Source organism: Falsibacillus pallidus (genome assembly GCF_050990905.1).
Lineage (GTDB): Bacteria > Bacillota > Bacilli > Bacillales > DSM-25281 > Falsibacillus > Falsibacillus pallidus_A.
In genome coordinates, this window is sequence record NZ_CP158866.1 from 3,572,732 (window position 1) to 3,592,247 (window position 19,516).

Sequence of the window (19,516 nt, forward strand, 5' to 3'; positions counted from 1 at the left end):
ATACCATTGACTCTCGAGTATTGAGTGGCAGTTGTATCAAATTCATACTATTCTAAAAGGGATCCGACTATAAGCACAGATCCCTTTTTAATCATATATTCAATTAATTAAGTGGGACAAAAAACCTGTCCCTATGTCCCACGGGGCCAAAGGTGCTGGTGGCTCTGGAGGTAGATAATCGCTTCGTTTTTGTCTCCCATGGAGTAGGAGGTTGGCTGTTTTTTAGGGACTTTCATATTGCCCATCAGATATTCCAATATGAATGGGTTGGCTTTTTGTGCTTTTTTCATCAGCTTTTTTGCATGGTCTGATTCTCCGTTTTCCAACATTTCCAGCAGCAGCTCATTATAAAGGTGGGTACTAGTTTCTTCTTTATAATGATTCAGTAATTGTTTAGCCACTTTCCATTTCTTTATTTCTACTAATAGTGGAAATAGGAGATACCTCACTCCTAGGTTATCCGTTTCATTAAGTTCCAGCATTTCTTGGTAATGGTTTATAGTTTCGTTTATTTCTCCAAGTTCACGCAGTGTATTGGCCATTTCAAGTTTAGCCCGCATATAAGGTCTTGTCTCAATCAATCCCCAAAAGTGTCCTTTATGTTTCATAAAGAATTTTGGGCCGCCCAACTCTTCCAATCCTAATTCTAGGGCATTTTGGTACATCGCTAATTTTTTCTCAGGGCTCTTTTCCTTCTCAGCTAAAATGGTATAGGCATCGGCCATTGGACAGATTTCAAGAGATTGTTCTGCAAGACGATAACGCTTTGCCCCTATACTTGCAAATGCTTCATAAAGAAGCTCCTGCGCTTGCTCTTCAGCTGAATCGAGGTCATCAAATGAAAAGGGATTTTCCTCCAAGAACATGAAATCATCCGATCCCTCGTCATCATCCATGTCGAACCAATCCAGGTAATCCTCCACTCCCATGTCATCTTCCTTAGATATTTCCTCGAGAAAATTCGACAAATCAGCGTAAATCGATGAAATGCTTGAATGAGATACACCATATAAACCGGCGATATCCTTTTGTGTCAGCGGCTGGATGGAGTCGAAATTTACGTTGATTAAATAATGTAAAGCTGCTGCATAAATAGATGGATTTTTAATTCGCTTTTTGTGATGCTCACAATAGGCTCCCCAACAACTGATTCCAGCATTAATCAGTTTAATCTTTTCTCCCGTTTCCTCCATTTTCTTCTTAAAAATAGAAAGGACTTCTTCATAAACCGGATTTCCTAAGTTCAACAGTTTAATATCAAGCTCCTGCCCCATAATTGGAATGGTCTTCATGAGATCAAAGAAATTCTCAATCAAAAATTCCTGTTCAGAAAAACAGCCGGATTCAAGGAAAACGTCATCAAGAAAGGCTTCAAGATCTTCATGATTCACATTATCAAATTCCAAAGGCATAGGGTAAAAAACATACTTCTCCTCATAAGGTACAGCCATCCCCAATATATATGACTTATCTGACTCCGGGATCACATCTATTAATTCTATTTCATACTTTTTTTCTTCTATAGTCGTTACCAGGGTACCATAGCAGCCCTCAAACCGTTCCAACCTTCCAGCAAGAATCACAGGGCTTGTCCAACTCTCTAAAATCCGCTGCAGCCTCGGTCGAATCATATATGTTTCTTTTTCCGCTATAAATGATTCAATGATTGTCTGATTATCTTCCATTTTTTCGAACAAAATTATCCAGATGGTGTAAATCATAGTCAAAAATTCATGTGATTCTGCTTCTAAAGGTAGTTCTTCCATTACTTCTACCAGGTAAGATTCTATCTCATCTCCATAACGAGTCAATCCGTAATCAATAATTTGGTTCTGTATTTCACTAATCTCAGATTCAAGAAAACTCGAGATAGCAACCACATTTGAACCACAGCAATCTTTGAATTTCTTCCTGCTTCCACACGGACAAAGATCGTTTCTATCAACCTGCATTAAAACACAACCTCCTTTTACAAATAGAGGGACAGGTTCCTTGTCCCATCGTTTTAACCTGTTGCCTCTATTATAAAGAAGAATTTATTATAACTACAGTTTTCCTTATTAATTTTGGGACAAGGAACCTGTCCCCTGCGTCCCAATATATTTGGTTAAAAAAGCGTCATTGGACTATAATGTGAGTAGGAAGTGGTTAAGGTTTACTCAAGGGAGGCTGCTCATTCGATGAAAAGTAATGTAAATAGATACGGATTAACGAATGACGCTTTTTATACCATTATTAATATATTTAAAAATTACACAAAGGAAGTAGAAAGAGTCATTTTATTTGGATCCAGAGCTCGTGGTGATTATAAAATTACATCTGATATTGATCTTGCTGTAGTGACTAGACACGGTTCTGATATTACTACAAATATTAAGGATGACCTATCGGAAGCAAACATTATTCATACAGTCGATGTCATTGATTATCATAAAATAAGCAATAGTAAACTAAAAAATTATATAGATAGTGAAGGTGTAACCATTTTTTCAACAAATTCCAAGGGAGAAGTGGTGGGAAATATGAACAAGATAAGTGATAGATTGATTGATTTAGAACGTGCCATCAAGAAGCTTCATGAATCCTTGGAAAGGGATGCAACCAAAGACGATATCGTCATCGACGCTAATATCCAACGTTTTGAATTCACCTATGAACTCTCCTGGAAGATCATGAAAGCTTTCTTAGAATTTAGCGGTGTTTTAGAAGTTGCCAGCCCTAGAAAAACGATTAGAGAGGCTTTTAAAAATGGATTAATTACAAAAGACGACGCTTGGCTTAAAATGTTGGAAGATCGAAACAGAACATCCAATACATATGATGAAGCCATTGCGATGGAGATTTATAAACATATTAAAGATGATTATATTCACTTATTTGATTCTCTAATCACCGAGTTAAAGAAAAGAATAGATCAATGATGTTAATGGGGAGAGATAACTAACCAGTTTTCTCTCCCATTAACATTTTCTACCTCTCCCCCACCATAAAAACTTCTCCCTTTTCTTCACCTGTCCTGCTATGATACTTCATTGCTTCAAATAGATGTTTTTCAGTTATATTGTCGGTTGCATCTAAATCTGCAATGGTTCGAGCCAAGCGGATGATTTTCACCTGGGTGCGGTTGCTCCAGTCTTTTTTTGATGAAAGAGTATGGAGCTGTTGGAGGTCAGTTGATGAGATTGGGCTTTTTCGTATGAGGGTCTGATAATCGATCCTTCCATTACATACCACCTTTCCATAACGGTCATATTGACGTTTTCTAGCTTGGACAACCCGATTTCGGACTGCTTCCGATGGTTCTTCTTCTTTTCCTAAATGCTTTTTAAAGTTGACGGGCGATAATGACAAATTTATGTCAAAACGGTCACGAATAGGACCTGAGAGCCGATTCTGGTAGGCAATGATTTGCTTTGGTGAACAAGTACAATAGTGTTGATTGGAATCTAAATAGCCGCAAGGGCAAGGGTTCATAGCTCCAATTAATAGGAAGGAAGCGGGATAATTGACGGTGGAATGAGCACGGCTAATCGTAATCCGACCGCTTTCTAATGGCTGCCTCAGCATGTCCAGCGTTTTCTTTGTAAACTCAGCCATTTCATCGAGGAACAAAACGCCTCGATGAGCGAGAGAAATTTCTCCCGGTTTTGGATGCTGCCCACCACCAATGATGGAAACGCCAGAAGCGGAATGGTGAGGGTGACGAAACGGAGGGCGATTAGAAAAAGCACAAGAACTTGTACTTAATTGGTATAAACTAATTACCTCAAACTGTTCTTCTTTGGTCAGTGGAGGGAGTATGGACGGAAAGCTCTCGGCAAGCATACTTTTCCCGCATCCAGGCGGCCCCGTCATAAATAAATGGTGTTCGCCAGCAGCTGCAATTTCCATTGCTCTCTTCGCATGGGAATGTCCGATAATTTGAGCAAAGTCCATATGCATTTCTTCCTTTTCGGCCAGGGCAATGGGTTTAGGAAATAGCGGTAGCGTCTTTTTGCCCGACAGCAATTCAATGACTTCATGTAAAGATGCTGCATAGACAACTTCTAAATCGTCAAACTCCAACAAGGGCAGATGGGGAGCAAACGGCAAATAAATCGTTTTTATTCCCAATTTCCTTGCAGAGAGTACGGACGGCAGCATCCCTTCACATGGTTTGATTGTCCCATCAAGCGACAATGCACCTAAAAACGCGGTATTCAGAGGCAGTCTTCTCTTCAACTCCCCTGTATTGATCAAAATCCCGAGCGCCATTGGCAGATCAAAGAGAGGACCGTTCTTCTTTTCTTCTGACGGCGATAAATTGATGATCACCCGTTTGTTGGTTAGATCTACATTCATAGAGTGAAGGGCAGCCGTAATTCGGTCCTTCGATTCTTTGACCGATGCATCCGGTAAACCGACTATGACTATGGATTCCTTTCCCTCCATTACTCGCACTTCCACTTGAATCTTATAGCCTTCCATCCCTTTTAAGGCAATACTTGCGACGTTTGCGGACACGACTTTTCCTCCTTACTCTTTATTGGAGTTTCCACATACTTTTTATAAGACTCATGGACAGGTTCCTTGAAAAATGAGAGAACTTTAGAAGTTTCAATATGGGGATTTCGATGACTTAGGTGGATATAGGCGGGATAACTACTCCAAGCGTAATCACTTAGACATTTGACCATATTCGCCTCCAAAGGATTACGGTGAATATATCGGCTGGCTTCGAGGAAATAATCGTTTTCTTGAATCAAACTTGCTCCATACCGCCCCTGAAACACGTGGCCAACCATTCTTAATTTGCGGTTTAAGTAAACAGCGTAACGTGAATGAATCTCTTTCATGATGATTTTAATATGATGAGAAATGGTTTCTAACTGAAGATGAAGGTGATTGTTCATGAGGCAGTAACTGTGAAGGATAAAAGGGTATTGTTGGCGGACATCTTCGAGGATCTTTAAATAAGTGATGAAATCATTGTCTTCCATAAAGATGTTCATCCGGCGGTTTCCACGAGCGGTAATATGATAGATAGCTCCAGGAAACCAAATTCGGTGCTTCCTAGACATCACATCTCTCCTTCCAAAAAGAACGTTTGTTCGCATTAATTATCACCTATTTTATCCTCTAAATTTCAGTTCGTCAATCCTTATTAATAAAATCCAAATCAGACCTGCAAGCGGCGGTGGGTAAGTCCTGGCGCCAGTTACAAGGTACTCATGACTATCATTCTCTTTACATCCATTATCAATTTTCATGCTAAAGAAACAAAAATAACCCAGCTGATTTTTTCCTGCTAGGTTAACCTTTAAAATTAATCACTTCATTGCTTTACTGTGCTGGGGGTCAGGCACCGTTATTCCGCGACTTCAGTCTTCTTGGCAATCAAAAATTTTGCGGATAGATCGAATCCGAAATATGGGAAAAAGGCACAACTAGAACCGCAGCCTAGTTGTGCCTTTTTTCGCGCAAAACTTCCGATTGACCCCTTTAAGAACCGTCCCCGTATTTCTAGAATGCTACGTTCTATTAGTCCGCAAACAACCGCTTTAGCACTTTGCAGTGCCGGGGGTCAGGCACCGATATTCTTAAGTAAAATAACCCTTCTTAATGGAAGGGCGAAAAATAGAAATAGGTTCACATTATATAGTCTACTCAAAAATATAAAAACAAAAGTTGTAGATCAGATGTATAATAAGTAACAACACATGTTTTTTATTCCGATGAAGAAATTACAAGTTTTTTTATTAATTGATACTACTAGCTAACCGAATAATCTTTGGTAACTGTTCACCATCAAAACCATCAACACAATCAATCCCCATATCCTGCATATGACTGAAAACCGTTTTGTGAATATCAGACTTTTCCAACGAATAATAAAGATCGTTTAATACGTTTTGTACAACAGCCGCTTCTTTATTTTTACCAATTTTTTTCAATATCAATATTTTATGAGCCAACAAGCCTAATTGAATCATCTTTATCGTCACTTGTTTCAAAGGGACATCACAAATTTCAATTGCTTTATCTAAATACTTCATACTTTGTTTGTACTTTCCTTTTAAGAATAAATAATTGGCCATATTCCAGTAGATAAATTGAATTGGGTGGGGATCCTTCCATTTTTTACTCAATGAGTAAAAATCCATACCTTCTATTATCAACACATCATACATTTCATCTGCAAGTTGGTGTTCCCCTGCTGCTTTTGCTGTGGCCATTATTTTAAAATAACCATGTATTTTAAAGATAGTTTGAACCAGTTCTTTTCCCTTTATATGTCTTATTAGCTCTCGATAACTCTCTCCTTCTAAATTACAAGATTTGAATAAATAATCAAGAGAGTTTTTAAACTGATATCCTTCGCAATAAGCTAAACTTTTATACATATACTGCCTGTCCTTGTCTTTTTTAAATGAAAAATGCTTTAGTGCCTGATCAAAATCAGCAATAGCTTTCTGTAAAAGGTCTTGATTTTGATGAATTAACATTGTATATGCCTGGCCACGAGATCCATAAGCCTTTCCTAACTCCTCAAACATAAGACTGGTCTCTTGTCTCATTCCAAGGTCTTGATCTAAAACCTCATACATTTGAATAATTTCTTCAAATACTGAGATGGCCTTTGAATTATCTTTAATGGATTCTAAAACGTTTAACATATTTTTTTGATGTATAGATCTTCGAAGCTTGTATAAATGAAAATACTTCAACTTAATCATAATATCCTTAACATGATTAAGTTCTGCTAGAAATAACTGATCCTGCGTTTCCGCTTCAATACTTCCTTCATGAGTATAAAGAGTGTACAAATACAAAATAATATCTAAATGAAACTCTGGGATATTAATATTTAGTTCTTTTAGTCTTGGAAACAGTTCTTGCTGAAATTGTATTAATACCGGCTTAATTAGTAAATAACTCCGGTCAATTTTCACTAAAGTTTCTACCTTAGATGAAATAGCAAGTAATTGCACCCTTTGACCATACTCATCTAAGTCAGATAATCTCTTTAACGCTACTTCCAAGAGAAAGTTTCTTTGCTTTAGATCCTTTTCCAAAAAGCATTCAAAAATTACTTCACTTAATTTCCCTTCTACCAGCGACCGCTTTAATTCATATTCCACTGAATTTTCATAAAAGGAAAACAGATAGTCTTTATTATAAAACTCTTCAATTATAGATTGTTGGGTATTTCCAAATTTTGAAGATGTTCTTGTTAAATAGGCATTACAAACCCCATCTGCCAACATTAGCTTATAGCTTGTTCTAGCATCATCGAAATAAACATTGTACTTCCATTTGTTTTTACGAGTTAAAGCTTTCTTCGCCAAACCCAAAATAATTCGCTCTCGTAATCTTCTTTCATATTCATCATGAGCAATAATTCCATGCCCCTTAATCATATTCTTTCTAGTTGCAACGATAATATCTAAATCGAAATCTCCAACAATTGCAGATAATTGTAATAATAATTGGATAATTCCTTCAGCTAGGACATTTAGATAAGTTGTATCACTATCAATAATCATTACGCGTTCCTTATTTTGAAAAACAACAAATTCCGTTTGATAATTCTTCAGCTTTTCTAATATTTCGAGGTGATATTCAGAAGGTTCCTGATTAAAATGGACAAAATCTTTTCCAATTATCTGATGAGCCAACCCTTCTGTTATTCTATCTTTTTTGATTAACACACCACCAACAAGAGATGGGTTTAAATGCGCTTTATAATCATTTTCAAAATCCCCACTCTCGTCAAGCCATAATTCTAAATGCATGGATTTCCTCCTTGAAAATCGTTGTATTCATCAACTAAGTTACAAACAGGACATTTTACATACCATGGGTAAGTACTATACTCTTCCTTATGATAATTCGCATAGAGATGCTTCACTAATTTATGGCCATGAATATCACAATGAGTACGCACCCAAAAATCCCCACAACTTCTACATGTAATATGATATTTGGTATTATCCATTCTCGTTGGTTTCTGTCGAATAATAGTGTCATTACTCCCACATTCAAAGCAAATAAAAGGTGTATTTGCTTGGATAAAATGATATTCCAATAACATTCTAATAAAAGTCTTTAATTGAATGGTTTGTCCAGGGATGCAACCAAACGAGCCGAAAGTATGTCTAGGATTTCTGTCATCATTTCCGTCATGAATAGGTTTAAGCGCCTTTTTCATTGACTCATTTAAATAGCCGCCATAATAAAAATATTTAGTATTCATATCAGGATGCACAAGAAAGGAAGCATGGGATGGTTGTCCTTTTTGAAGATAGTGATTACAATATTTTTCAATAGCATATTGATTGAGGTCACTGTACCAAATAGGCAAGCCTCCTTGATTATCGTAATTCCGATATTTGGCGTCTAAATAAAACCATTTGGAAAGAGAAGTAGACTTTCCATTTTTAACCAATTTAACATTCACCTCGAAAGCATAGTCTGGCCTTTTCCCGCCTATCAGTTCATTAAAATAAATCTTCAATACTATTTTTTCAATATACACAGAACCTTCTAAATCAATCTGATTTATTTGGTCTAGCATAAAGCTGGTTTTTCCCTCATGCTCCAGTTCAATTGTCACTCCCTCTATATTTGCTGGCAAACTTGGCTTTTGTTTCTGTAGAAAGCGCTGTATTAAGTTCTTAAATGTTTCACCTCCAACTATTTTCCAATTTGTGTCAGTCAATTGTTTGAGTAAAACTATTAAAATCCAGTATTCATATAATTGATCCGTCTTTTTCACGACAAGATCAGAATCATCAAAGTCCGCGGTAAATTCGTATTTTTTATCGAGGCCTCTTAATAGCTTCCATATAAGAGAGTAATGTTGGTCACTTATAAAGATTTGTGTCAATCTCCATTGTTCCTTATTAAAAGGGATCACTTTAAATACAGGAAGATGAAGAAATCGATCTATTCTTTTTAAGATGCAATCTACTATTTCTTCATGAGAATTTAAGTCTTTCAGTTGTTCTAAACTGTTATGTTTTTTGAGCTTGGTGCTTTTAATCTGCTCCAATGTTTCTTCCCTCATCGGAAAAGTCCCATGTTGACTAAACAAATTTTCTATAATTTCCCCAGATTCCATATGGCCACTTATTCTAACTCCATTTATCCCTTTCAATTTAACAATCCTTAATGGATATTCATATAGATTAGGATAATATTCACCTGTTGCAGGTATTTTGATTCTGCCGCCTCGTAGTGGATCATTATCATGATAGGTATTTTTAAGGACAACTGCATGAATACGGATGACTGTTGGCTGTTTAATCCCGTTTAGGCAATTATAGAGAAAGTCGTGCTGGTTTAAATCATGTGTTAGTAGCTTTAGACTTCCTTTTCTTCCTTTTATCATTATAGGTTTATTATTCCTATGAACTAAGGAGTAGTATAAATTCCTTCCATTGAATTTATAATCCAATGGAAAAGCTGGATTAGGAGGCACCTGTCCTTCATATTCAGAAACAAGTCTGCCATTAATAAAACTCATTTTATAATCCAAGGAATTGTTAATCGACAACTGCACTTCTACTTCAATCGTCTCTTCATCTTCATTGTTATAAGGATGAAGGTTTTTTATCATGTTTTGATAAAAAGTTTGTCTTGTATTACCATAATAAAAATTTCTAACCAACCTTTCTAGTTGGGTAATGGAATCCACCCTATAACGATTTAGAAGTTGATTCATTTGCTCATTAATTTCTCTATTCTTTCTTAATAACTTGTCTCGAATGTAACTTCGAAAGGTTTCAACATAACTTTTTAAGTGCATTAGACTAAAATATATCATCCTATTTTCATAAATATCGTTGCTTTCAGTCAACTGAGTCGACAAACTCTTGCTATTTCCCTGATTGAATAAAAGGTTCAACATCGTCTTAGAATTATATTTTCTTATATTTCTGATTGGAACTTTTACATAGCTTTCCTGCAATTTGACTTTTGGTTTCTTATTAATATGCAACAGTGGTCCTTCTATTTTATTGACTACTTCCTCTATATCCTTTAATGCAAACTTCCAAGCCGCCTGAATAGATTGCTTAGAAGTACCTTCCTCCATTATTAACTCTTTCTGAATATTTAAGATCTCATTAATCATTTCTCTATACACTGCAAAAGATAAAGAAGATGGAAGAATACAAACTTTATAAAAATCCTGATTAACTGATGTCTTTGAATCACCTTTATACACATTAAGGTAAAATACACCTGTATTAACAACACCAATGGCAGCGCGATCTAAACTATTAGTAATCTCCCATTTTTTATCTTTACGGTTCCATTTTGGCTTCGGTTTATCAAAGAAAACTTCATATTTCTTATCAAACGCTAAAACGGTTTCTTTAGATTCCTTCTTAGGAGTATATTGGATCCTAAATTGACCCGTGTTTTCATCTTCGTTCAGATCTATAATCTTAAACACCATTCCGTAAAAGATGACACTCTTTTCTTTTCCACGGAAATGACTTTGTCCTACAAATGTTTTATGCGGGTTTTCAATTCCAAGAACCAATTCTGGATACTGCTCAGGATGTTCAAGAAAGACAATTTCACTATAATGAAATTCCCCATCTGACTGAATTTTTTCCATATCTGGAATAATCTTTGCCATCAACGCCTTAAGTTTCATCGTGACTACCTCCAATAGGTGATAGCCGCAAGTTTATTACTATCATGCTCGTAAATTTTCATTTCTTCTAAAAGATTTTTGGAACGTTCCATACCCCGCTTGATATTTGATTGTAGTACAGTCAATAATTGACCAAGATTAACTTCATAGCTATCAGCATTTACCCTAGGCAAGACGAGGCTGGACATCAAAATATCTCTTAAGTTATTATCATCTAAGAAACCTGAACCAATCAATTGCATAACAGTACGGTCAAAACGATTTGTTAATTCTATATGAAATGGGCGTAGTTCTTCTCCTAATGTTTTTAAATCCTCTTTTAACTTTGTGAATTTTTTACCTTTGATAACTGCAATGTCAACACTTGAGAAGTATTCTGGTCCTCTTTTATAACCTGCCTGTATTAATTTACCCTGAAGGTCTTCCATCCTTTCCTCATTTAAACGATCAATCCTCATTAAGAAACTCCGGTCCACTACCTTAGGGCTTAAATCTTTCGTAGTCGCATCCTTATTAATAGTTCCGACAAATCGAATATTGTTAGGGATTTCCAAAAGACTAGGATAATGGTAAATTAAATGAATCTGCTTTTTCATTTGGAAATAGTTCTCTAATTCATTTTGTCCTTTCTCCTTTAAAAAAGCATCAAGAGTAGCATCATTTATACTGTTTTCAAAGTATCTAAAGCGTTCCTTCAACTCTGTTACGATATCATTTTTAATATTTTCACTATATAATTGTATTGTTCTGTCCGTTTGCAATTTACTTAAAAATTCAGCAAAATAATATTCGATATGAGCTAGATTCATTTCATCTAAACAAATTAAAAAAAGTTTATTTTGATTCCTTGCCAATTTTGCTTCTAGAATTGCATCTAAAAAAGGTGTTGAGACATAGGTTTTCTCAACAGGATTATAAAATCCTAGTAAATCACTTTTATCGACCCAGTTAGGCTGCACAGGAATGAAACGATATTCAGCACTAACAGCCTTGGAAAACCCTTCCACTAAACTAGTTTTTCCTGTTCCAGGACTTCCCGCTAGAACTACAAGCTGATCGGTTTTTAAACCCGCATAAAATTGAGTTATTACATCAATTTCGTAATACAAGGGATTGCGTTCATCCGTAACCATATGATGTTGGATATTTATCAATTTTTCTAAATGATTTTCCGTTACTATCTGAGTATGAATTACTTCCGAGATCTCATCTTCTACAGATTCCTTGTCTGATTGAAAAATGTTATAAACTCGAAGTTTATTTTTTATTTCTAGTAAGTTGTTTATTTCTGCTTGGACTTTTTCCATTTTGTTGAGGTTTTCATTCTCTAGTTTGCTCTTTAAATGATTAAGTTCGTCTATTTCCTTCTGAACTTTTGCCATTTCATCTCTTTTGTATTTATCTACTGTACGGTCAATTTTTTCTTTTTCTTTTTTCATTTTCTCTTTAAAACTATTTAATTTTGTATTCAGGTCTTTTACTTCAGTAGACAGTTTTCCTAATAATTGATGAATTGGCTCACTAACATATTGAAGCACTCCCTCTTCATCTACAATAAAATCTGTAAATAAATAGGTAAGATCAGGAATGTTTTTATTTAATGTATCAAGAAATACCTTTGGGTCATCCACTTTAGAAATTGAATCCGCTTTTATATTGACTGGCCATTTTTTATTAATATTTCTCCCACTTATTACTTCTATGCTAAAAAATACATACTGATTTACTTTAATTTCTTTTGATTCTAATTCTTTTAAAATTTTAGTAGAACCTTTAAAAATATCGAGTGTTATAGTATCGTCAAATGGATTTTCCAAAAATTGCAATTTGTGATCAGAGCTAATTTTCCTTGGATCACTAAATAAACAAAACCTATCTCCTATTAAGCTTACTTTTCCAAATAAACGAAGTTCTTTACTATCTGTGATATTTCCCCATATGTTCAGGCGTTTTTGAAACGACATTTCAATATAGTCACTTATACTAATAATATTTTCTAAGGTATTCATAAGGCACCTCATTATGTAGTAGTTTAGTTCTAGTCAAAAATCACTTTAATCTTAACATATGGTACAATTACAAATTAGTTTTAATTGAAAATATTCTATATAATCCCAGGAAATACTACTACTATGGATGCGAGTTAGTTAAGAATGCTTTCTAAAATAAAGGCTTATCTTCGCAAAATGGAACCACAATTCGATTATTCAATCTTTATTTGGATAGTCCAAAACATAAATGCAAAAGGATGCTTAGGATTGCAGAACCCACACGAAATATCACTTTCTCTTGATAAGTGTGTGTCACTAAAAAGGATGAACCTAATTATAAAAGACAAATAAAAATAGAAGTTTCCCCCAATAAGTTCATTGAGAAGCTTACATTAAAATCCTGAAAGTTAATAATTTGTTAGTAAATCTTTTTGGTAATACACATATATACCAATGGTTTGAGCAACTATTTCATCATGCACCTCTAGAGTAGGATGGGTACTACCCTATTATAAAGAAACGACCACTGAATCTACCATAAAATAGTAATTATTAATTTGATTTTTTTTACAATTAAACATAAAATATACATAAAGTCTATAGAATGGATGAACTATTTTGGATTTTATCATTAATAAATTTAATAATCGTATAAAAAGGTACAGAAGAAAGAAAAACACAGTAATCTTTCAGAGTATTTTAAGACAAAGGACAGATTATTTATTAACATTATCCATAGCGTATCTTTTAGAAAAAAATAAAAATGAGATAGATTTCGATAGTCACTCTAAATTCATCTATGACTCTAGTAAACTTTCAACTGGACATTATATTAAGTATCTTCGCGAATTTGATCTGTTAAAAGAGATATTTGTTAATAAAAAAGTAAAAGAAACACTCAATAATTTTCCAAATATCAGAAATAATAGATATGCTCATGGTTTTACTATGACTGAAAGTGAACCAAACAAATTTAATGACTACATGATTGACTTATATGAAATATTAATTAATGAAATAGAATTCCTAAAATCTGAGTATTTTTATTATTATGTTGAAGGTAAGGAGCAGGATGAATATTTTGGTTATAGAATCGGTCCGGATGGTGAATTTGATGAATGGTCAATTACCCCAAAATCCTTTTTTGGGTCAAAGTTAAAATTATATAATACTTATATATCAACACCAAGTAAGCCAAATTTCTATATCAAAGTTTCTCCGTTTATACAATTACAAGATGAAGAAACAGCCTTATTATTTTTAAATTTAGAAGAAAAACTAACAGGTAGAATAAAATATTCGAAAATTTTGAGCGAGGATGAAAGTTATTTAGAGTGGGAAGAAATTAAAGATTTGTTTTATAGTCCAGACCAAGAGAGAAAGCTAAGTTTAAATGGATTAATAATGAATAAATTTGAAAATAATTACACTGAGTATTTTAATTTAGATGACAATCTAGAAAAATCAATCAATGACTTTTTAATTAAAAATACTTCAAGCGTTGCATTGACTCTATGGGGTCATGGTGGTGTAGGTAAAACAGCTCTGGTCCAGAGTACTTGTAATAAGCTTTTTAATGACCCTAAGAAGTTTTTCGACTATGTAGTTTTTATTTCTGCTAAAGATAGAAAGTTTAACTATATGAGTGGAGAAATTGAACCACTTGAAAATAACATAAGATCTCTAAATGAAGTTCTCTATAAAATTTCACAAGTACTTTTCGAGCCTATGCTAGAGTATGATTATTTCTTGCAAAAAATTGATGAATTTAAGGATAAAATTTTTTCAATATCTCAAAAAGTACTTTTGGTAATAGATGACTTTGAAACATTCGATGTCAGTGAAAGAGAACAAATCATTGAATTTGTAAAAAAACTTGATATTAATCACCACAAAGTAATTTTCACAAGTAGAATAAAGCATGGGCTAACTGGAGAGCAATTGACTAGTGTAGAATTAGATAAGAGCGCTTCAGCAGATTTCTTAACAAAGGTATTTAAATCTGAATTTAATTGGAATGTCGAACGAATTGCCGAATTAGTATCCGATTCTTCAAAAATTGAGTTAATTCATAAAGCTACAGAAGGTAGACCTCTTTTCTTGTATCAATTTGCGTATATGTATAAAAGCTATAACTTTGTAGATTACCACTTTAAAATGCTTGCAACTAATGAAAATGCTAAGAAGTTTTTATATGAACGACTTTATGATTATTTATCAAACGAAGCTAAACTTATTTTTAAATATTCTTATCCTATTATTATCAAAGAGTCCCTTTCAATAAATATTTCTGTATTGAGATATTTGTTAAACGAACTTCAATGTCAATTTAATGTTGATGACGCCTTGGACGAGTTAAATAATTTACGTATCACTACAAAAGATTCTACCGATTTGCACAGGATTTACTCAGAAGATATCCTGAAAATAATGGGAGATTATTACAACGGAAATGATATAGCAATAAAAGAGACTATAATTTCTATTATCGAACAAATAGGCTGGAAAAATAACACAACAAATATTTATATTGATTTACTTGATAAATTGAATAGGGATAGAGATTATAAGAGTGAACAAGAAAACATAGATGCGTATCGAAAATTATTAAATGATAACAATTGCAGCGTGGAAATAAAAATTAAAGCTTTTAGTAGCATTACCGGATATTTAAAAAATATGAATTCAAGAAAATACGCAATAAATCTTTATAAAGAGTTTTCATACTTTACTTTTTCTCATGTTGATTTAGTTCGTATGTTTGCATTAATGCTCAAAGAAGAAAGAGAAGTTGAAGAAGCATGTAAAGTACTAAAAAAGTATCTTAAGTCATTAGATAAACATAATAAAAATATCAACGATGAGATATTAATTTTTTCTATACTTATTACTTATGAAGGTATACGATTATTGTCGGATCGGAAAATAAAAATTAAAAATGCTCATGATGATAAAGAAATTATTTCTGAAATTAGACAAAAATTCAAACAGAAAATTGCAAAGTTCATTTCAGACTACCAAAAAAAGTTAGTAAGAATCATTAGTGAAAATACTGCCAGTCAAATTATATCCGGCAAAAATAAAGAATTAATAAAATCTAATTTGACCTCGGCAATAAATGCCATAGTAAAACTAGGAACTGAACTTAATAATATTTCTATAAATGATTCGAATCTAATAAATCGTGATAACACAATCATATTAATAAAATTCGGTTTAAATAATTTACCGAATCATATACATGAAACTCTAATTAGTTGTAAAAATAATCTCCTAGCGACTAACAATAATTATATTATTGAAAAGGGAGAAAAAATTAGTTTGCGAATTACAGGTATAAATAAAAAGTATGGAGTATTCGGTAAAATAAATGATTTTGTTGGTTTAATACACATTTCAAATTTTCATGAGGAACAAGTTAATAATCTTGACCTTATATTTTTAAAAGGAAATTATGTTGAAGCACTTATTGAACATGTTAATAAAAAAAGTAAGAAACTGAGATTGTCATTAATAAATTAATACTTCAAAGCAAAAAAGGAATATTCTTAATATTAGAATAAGCCTTTTTTTGTTTTTTTCTGACCCCATTTACTTATAATATAATTTTTAATTAGATTGTATTCTTTAGCAATTAGGTAAAAAAATGCACTTAAGCTAAGGACTAATACTGTTGCCTTTAAAATGACTTTTCAGGATACCCTATAGTAGAAGGCTGCGCATTCGTATTTTCTATTACATTCATATTGGGAACAATTAGTTGTGATTCATATTGTTTCAAGAAATCAATTGCCTTTTCAAACTGATGTTCCTTCGCAATATTCAATGCTGTTTGGCCTTGGTTATTCTTAATACTTACATCTGCTCCGTTGTTAATTAACATCTTCATAAATTCAAGCAAAGAGTCGTCCCCATATAATGTATAACCTTCATACTTGCAAGCCATCATCAATACGGTACATCCTTCATTATCCTGCATGTTAGGATCTGCACCTGTGGCTAATAACTTCTCCCCAAATTCCATAAACCAGTTTTCCGGGTCCAACTCAATACTCAATAATGTATTCATTAAAGCTGTTCTCCCATAATTATCTTGCTGATTAACATCAAGTCTGCTCCAGCATCTAACAAAATCTTGACGGTAAAAACGTCACATGACGATGAAGAGTAATCTAATGCCTTTGTTAGCTCAGATTTAGAAAACGAAATATCTTGGATAAATTTAATTAGCTCTTTATGGTAATTACGAGAAGCAGTATTTATTAAAAATGAAAGCTGCTTGTCATGCGGACATAACATATGATACTTCTCCTTCAATAGAAAATTCATTACCGGATCACAGTCATTTTTTATCGAAATAAGAAGTGGATCATCCTTTAATTCTGAAGTAGGGAGGGTCTGTAAATTCTTTTTGATGAAATCTATTACTTCATTTATATATCCTTTTGAAATTTGTGATTTGATATTCAAGGTCTGCACTCCTGTTTTGAGAAAATAGTAAAAAGCACTCCCTGATTTATCAAGAAGTTCCCTTAAAACAAGTGAATCATAATATTTTCTCTCCGTATAGCTGATTATTAAAAGTAGTTTTATTTACTCGCTGCCATCTCCACATAATTCTTCTCAAAATTCCAAGCATCTCGACACATTGCTATTATATCTCGCTTCGCTTCCCAACCTAGCTCTCGCTTTGCCTTGGAAACATCTGCATAGGATGCAGCAATATCTCCTGGACGTCTATCTACTATTTCATATGGGATAGTTACTCCATTCGCTTCTTCAAAAGCATGGATTAACTCAAATACACTTGTACCTTTACCGGATCCCAGGTTATAGATATGGACACCCTCTGTTAGATTTTCCAATGCAGCCACATGTCCTTCTGCAAGATCCATCACATGGATATAATTAGCCACTTGAGTAACGTAAGGCATAAGATTATTAGGAATGCCATTTGGTGCTTCTCCTATTAATCCACTTTCGTGTGCCCCAACTGGGTTAAAGTAGCGAAGAAGAGCAATAGAAAAATCAGGATTTGCTTTGACTGCATCCGTTAAAATTCTCTCACTCATCGCCTTTGATTCTCCATAAGGATTAGTCGTTGGCAATAGATTCATTGTTTCAACAAACGGCACTTGATTATCGCCATAAACAGTGGCAGATGAACTAAACACTAAACGATTTACTCCATACCTTTGGCAAGACCATCGTACTCACTAGATTATTTTGATAGTAAGCAAGAGGCTTTTCAACGGATTCACCCACTGCTTTATACCCAACAAAATGGATCACACCGTCTATTTTATGATTAGAAAAAACTTCGTCAATTGCTACTTCATTGGTAGCATCCATTTGATAAAAAGATAAGTCTTTATTAGTTAGCTGCTTTACCTTTTCTAAAGTTTCTAAATTACTATTATTTAAATTATCCACCACTATTACACTGTGCCCCGTTTCTAATAAAGCCACACATGTATGCGCACCAATGTAGCCAGCTCCACCCGTGACCAGAATATTCATTTTTTTCGTCTCCTTTAACATAAAATTTTTCGGCCATAAAAAATAACCCAGCTGATATTCAACTCGGTTAGTCGTTAATGCTTTTTATTATTGAAATTCCTTTATTACTTTACTGCGTTGGGGGTCAGGCACCAATTTTTTATAATAGTGTTGTAAAAGAAGCTAATAGACAAAGTTGGTTCCAAAAGCATCATGTGCAATTGAAGCTTGTTTCTACTAATGATGCACATAATGATACAGTGAAAGTCGTGACAGAGTTTCTAGACTGGATGGATGGGATTTAATTTAAATTAGCTAAAAATTAGGATTGAAAAGGTCCTTTTCAATCCTGATTTTTTGTTTTTAACTTTTACTAACTAGCCTCATACTGTGTGACATAAAAAAAGATTGAGATATAGAGCCCTCACCCCCGAGTTGCTTTAGCACTTTGCAGTGCCGGGGGTCAGGCACCAATATTCTTGAATTCATTCACTCCAGCTATGCCACTTTAGTACTTTGCAGTGCCGGGGGTCAGGCACCAATATTCACTTGTTTCAATGACATAGCAAAAATAAGTAATAAGACAAATTACCTATTGAATAAATAACTCTAAAAAAGGAGTTAATTCAATGGATGTCATCATGATAGAAACTAACCAGATTTCAGAAATATTTTATCACCCTTATTTTAGTAAACCAGGCTTGCATAGAATACGTCGGTTTTATAAGTACTTTCAGTATGTTGAGGGTATATCAATAGTCGAGGAAATTGATTATAAGAAGTTCCGTTTAATTACTCATTGTGAAAATGTGGAGTGTTTCAACTCAGAAAATTCCAATCTATACGTAATCAATAAAAAATTCCAAAATGATGAAGATAGGTACTTAGAGGTATTAAAATTTTTGGTTGATGGAAAATCAAATTCTAGTTTTAAAGATAAATATTATGTTTTAAATAGATTGATATTAACTATACCTTTAGAGGAAGTATCAGAACGAGTTGAAATTCCAATTAAGGAACTTAAGCCATATGTGTTCAAAGAAAATGATTATAAAGAGTACCTTGAAACAGCTTTGATTAGCGGCAATTACACAAAAATGAATAAGCTAGTAAGTTTTCTACAGAAAAACAAATGGATTTGTAATTCTTCCCGTTTGCTTCTCATTAATCTAATATTAAAAGATACTGAAGGACTGCCGAAATTAACAGATAGCCGTTGGATAATTGTAAAATTTACACTCGAAGGAATACAAACTAAATTTACTGAATTAACTTCATTACAGCAAAAAGAAATACTAAAGGAAATTATAAGAGATGGTTGGACAGTATTAATAGATTATTTTAGCCAAAGGTGTGATGAAGTCAAATAAAATCCGAA

The 19,516-nt window shown here is 33.7% G+C and carries 11 protein-coding genes and 1 pseudogene; 3 read left to right on the top strand and 9 right to left on the bottom strand.

From position 1 onward, the window contains the following. Positions 1–131: 131 nt before the first annotated feature. Positions 132–1,952, bottom strand: a complete 1,821-nt coding sequence (locus ABTV07_RS18540) for an SEC-C metal-binding domain-containing protein (RefSeq protein ID WP_433745172.1) — start codon at positions 1,950–1,952, stop codon at positions 132–134. A 228-nt stretch (positions 1,953–2,180) separates the two neighbouring features. Here ABTV07_RS18540 and ABTV07_RS18545 point away from each other — a divergent pair, with 228 nt between their 5' ends. Further along, positions 2,181–2,921: an HI0074 family nucleotidyltransferase substrate-binding subunit gene (locus ABTV07_RS18545; RefSeq protein ID WP_433745175.1), complete on the top strand. Its 741-nt coding sequence runs from the start codon at positions 2,181–2,183 to the stop codon at positions 2,919–2,921. Positions 2,922–2,970: 49 nt separating this feature from the next. On the opposite strand, the gene ABTV07_RS18550 is transcribed toward ABTV07_RS18545, so the two are convergent. From ABTV07_RS18550 to ABTV07_RS18570, 5 genes are all read right to left on the bottom strand, one after another. After that, a complete protein-coding gene (locus ABTV07_RS18550; protein WP_433745179.1) occupies positions 2,971–4,503 on the bottom strand; it encodes a YifB family Mg chelatase-like AAA ATPase in 1,533 nt (510 codons plus the stop codon). Further along, a complete protein-coding gene (locus ABTV07_RS18555) occupies positions 4,473–5,060 on the bottom strand; it encodes a transposase (protein WP_433745182.1) in 588 nt (195 codons plus the stop codon). Before ABTV07_RS18555 ends, ABTV07_RS18550 begins: the two co-directional genes overlap by 31 nt. Positions 5,061–5,738: 678 nt before the next feature. Then, positions 5,739–7,775 (bottom strand): hypothetical protein, encoded by a 2,037-nt coding sequence (locus ABTV07_RS18560; protein ID WP_433745185.1) that lies wholly within the window; start codon positions 7,773–7,775, stop codon positions 5,739–5,741. Then, positions 7,766–10,648 (bottom strand): hypothetical protein, encoded by a 2,883-nt coding sequence (locus ABTV07_RS18565; protein WP_433745188.1) that lies wholly within the window; start codon positions 10,646–10,648, stop codon positions 7,766–7,768. Before ABTV07_RS18565 ends, ABTV07_RS18560 begins: the two co-directional genes overlap by 10 nt. Positions 10,649–10,653: 5 nt before the next feature. Further along, on the bottom strand, positions 10,654–12,657 hold the full coding sequence (locus ABTV07_RS18570; RefSeq protein WP_433745191.1) for an AAA family ATPase: 2,004 nt from the start codon (positions 12,655–12,657) through the stop codon (positions 10,654–10,656). A gap of 600 nt (positions 12,658–13,257) precedes the next feature. Here ABTV07_RS18570 and ABTV07_RS18575 point away from each other — a divergent pair. Further along, entirely contained in the window at positions 13,258–16,161 is a 2,904-nt protein-coding gene (locus ABTV07_RS18575; RefSeq protein WP_433745195.1) for an NB-ARC domain-containing protein, read from the top strand. Between the two features lie 157 nt (positions 16,162–16,318). Here the strand turns inward: ABTV07_RS18575 and ABTV07_RS18580 are convergent, their stop codons facing one another. The 3 genes and pseudogenes from ABTV07_RS18580 to ABTV07_RS18590 all read right to left on the bottom strand — a co-directional run bounded on the left by ABTV07_RS18580 (position 16,319) and on the right by ABTV07_RS18590 (position 18,159). Next, positions 16,319–16,708, bottom strand: a complete 390-nt coding sequence (locus ABTV07_RS18580) for an ankyrin repeat domain-containing protein (protein ID WP_433745198.1) — start codon at positions 16,706–16,708, stop codon at positions 16,319–16,321. Next, positions 16,708–17,109: a hypothetical protein gene (locus tag ABTV07_RS18585; RefSeq protein ID WP_433745201.1), complete on the bottom strand. Its 402-nt coding sequence runs from the start codon at positions 17,107–17,109 to the stop codon at positions 16,708–16,710. The genes ABTV07_RS18580 and ABTV07_RS18585 overlap by 1 nt, the downstream gene beginning before the upstream one ends. A gap of 119 nt (positions 17,110–17,228) precedes the next feature. Then, positions 17,229–18,159, bottom strand: a pseudogene (locus ABTV07_RS18590) (NAD-dependent epimerase/dehydratase family protein). A gap of 608 nt (positions 18,160–18,767) precedes the next feature. Between ABTV07_RS18590 and ABTV07_RS18595 the strand changes: the two are divergent. Next, complete coding sequence (locus ABTV07_RS18595) at positions 18,768–19,508, top strand: hypothetical protein (RefSeq protein WP_433745204.1); 741 nt, start codon at positions 18,768–18,770, stop codon at positions 19,506–19,508. The last annotated feature ends 8 nt before the right edge of the window (positions 19,509–19,516 follow it).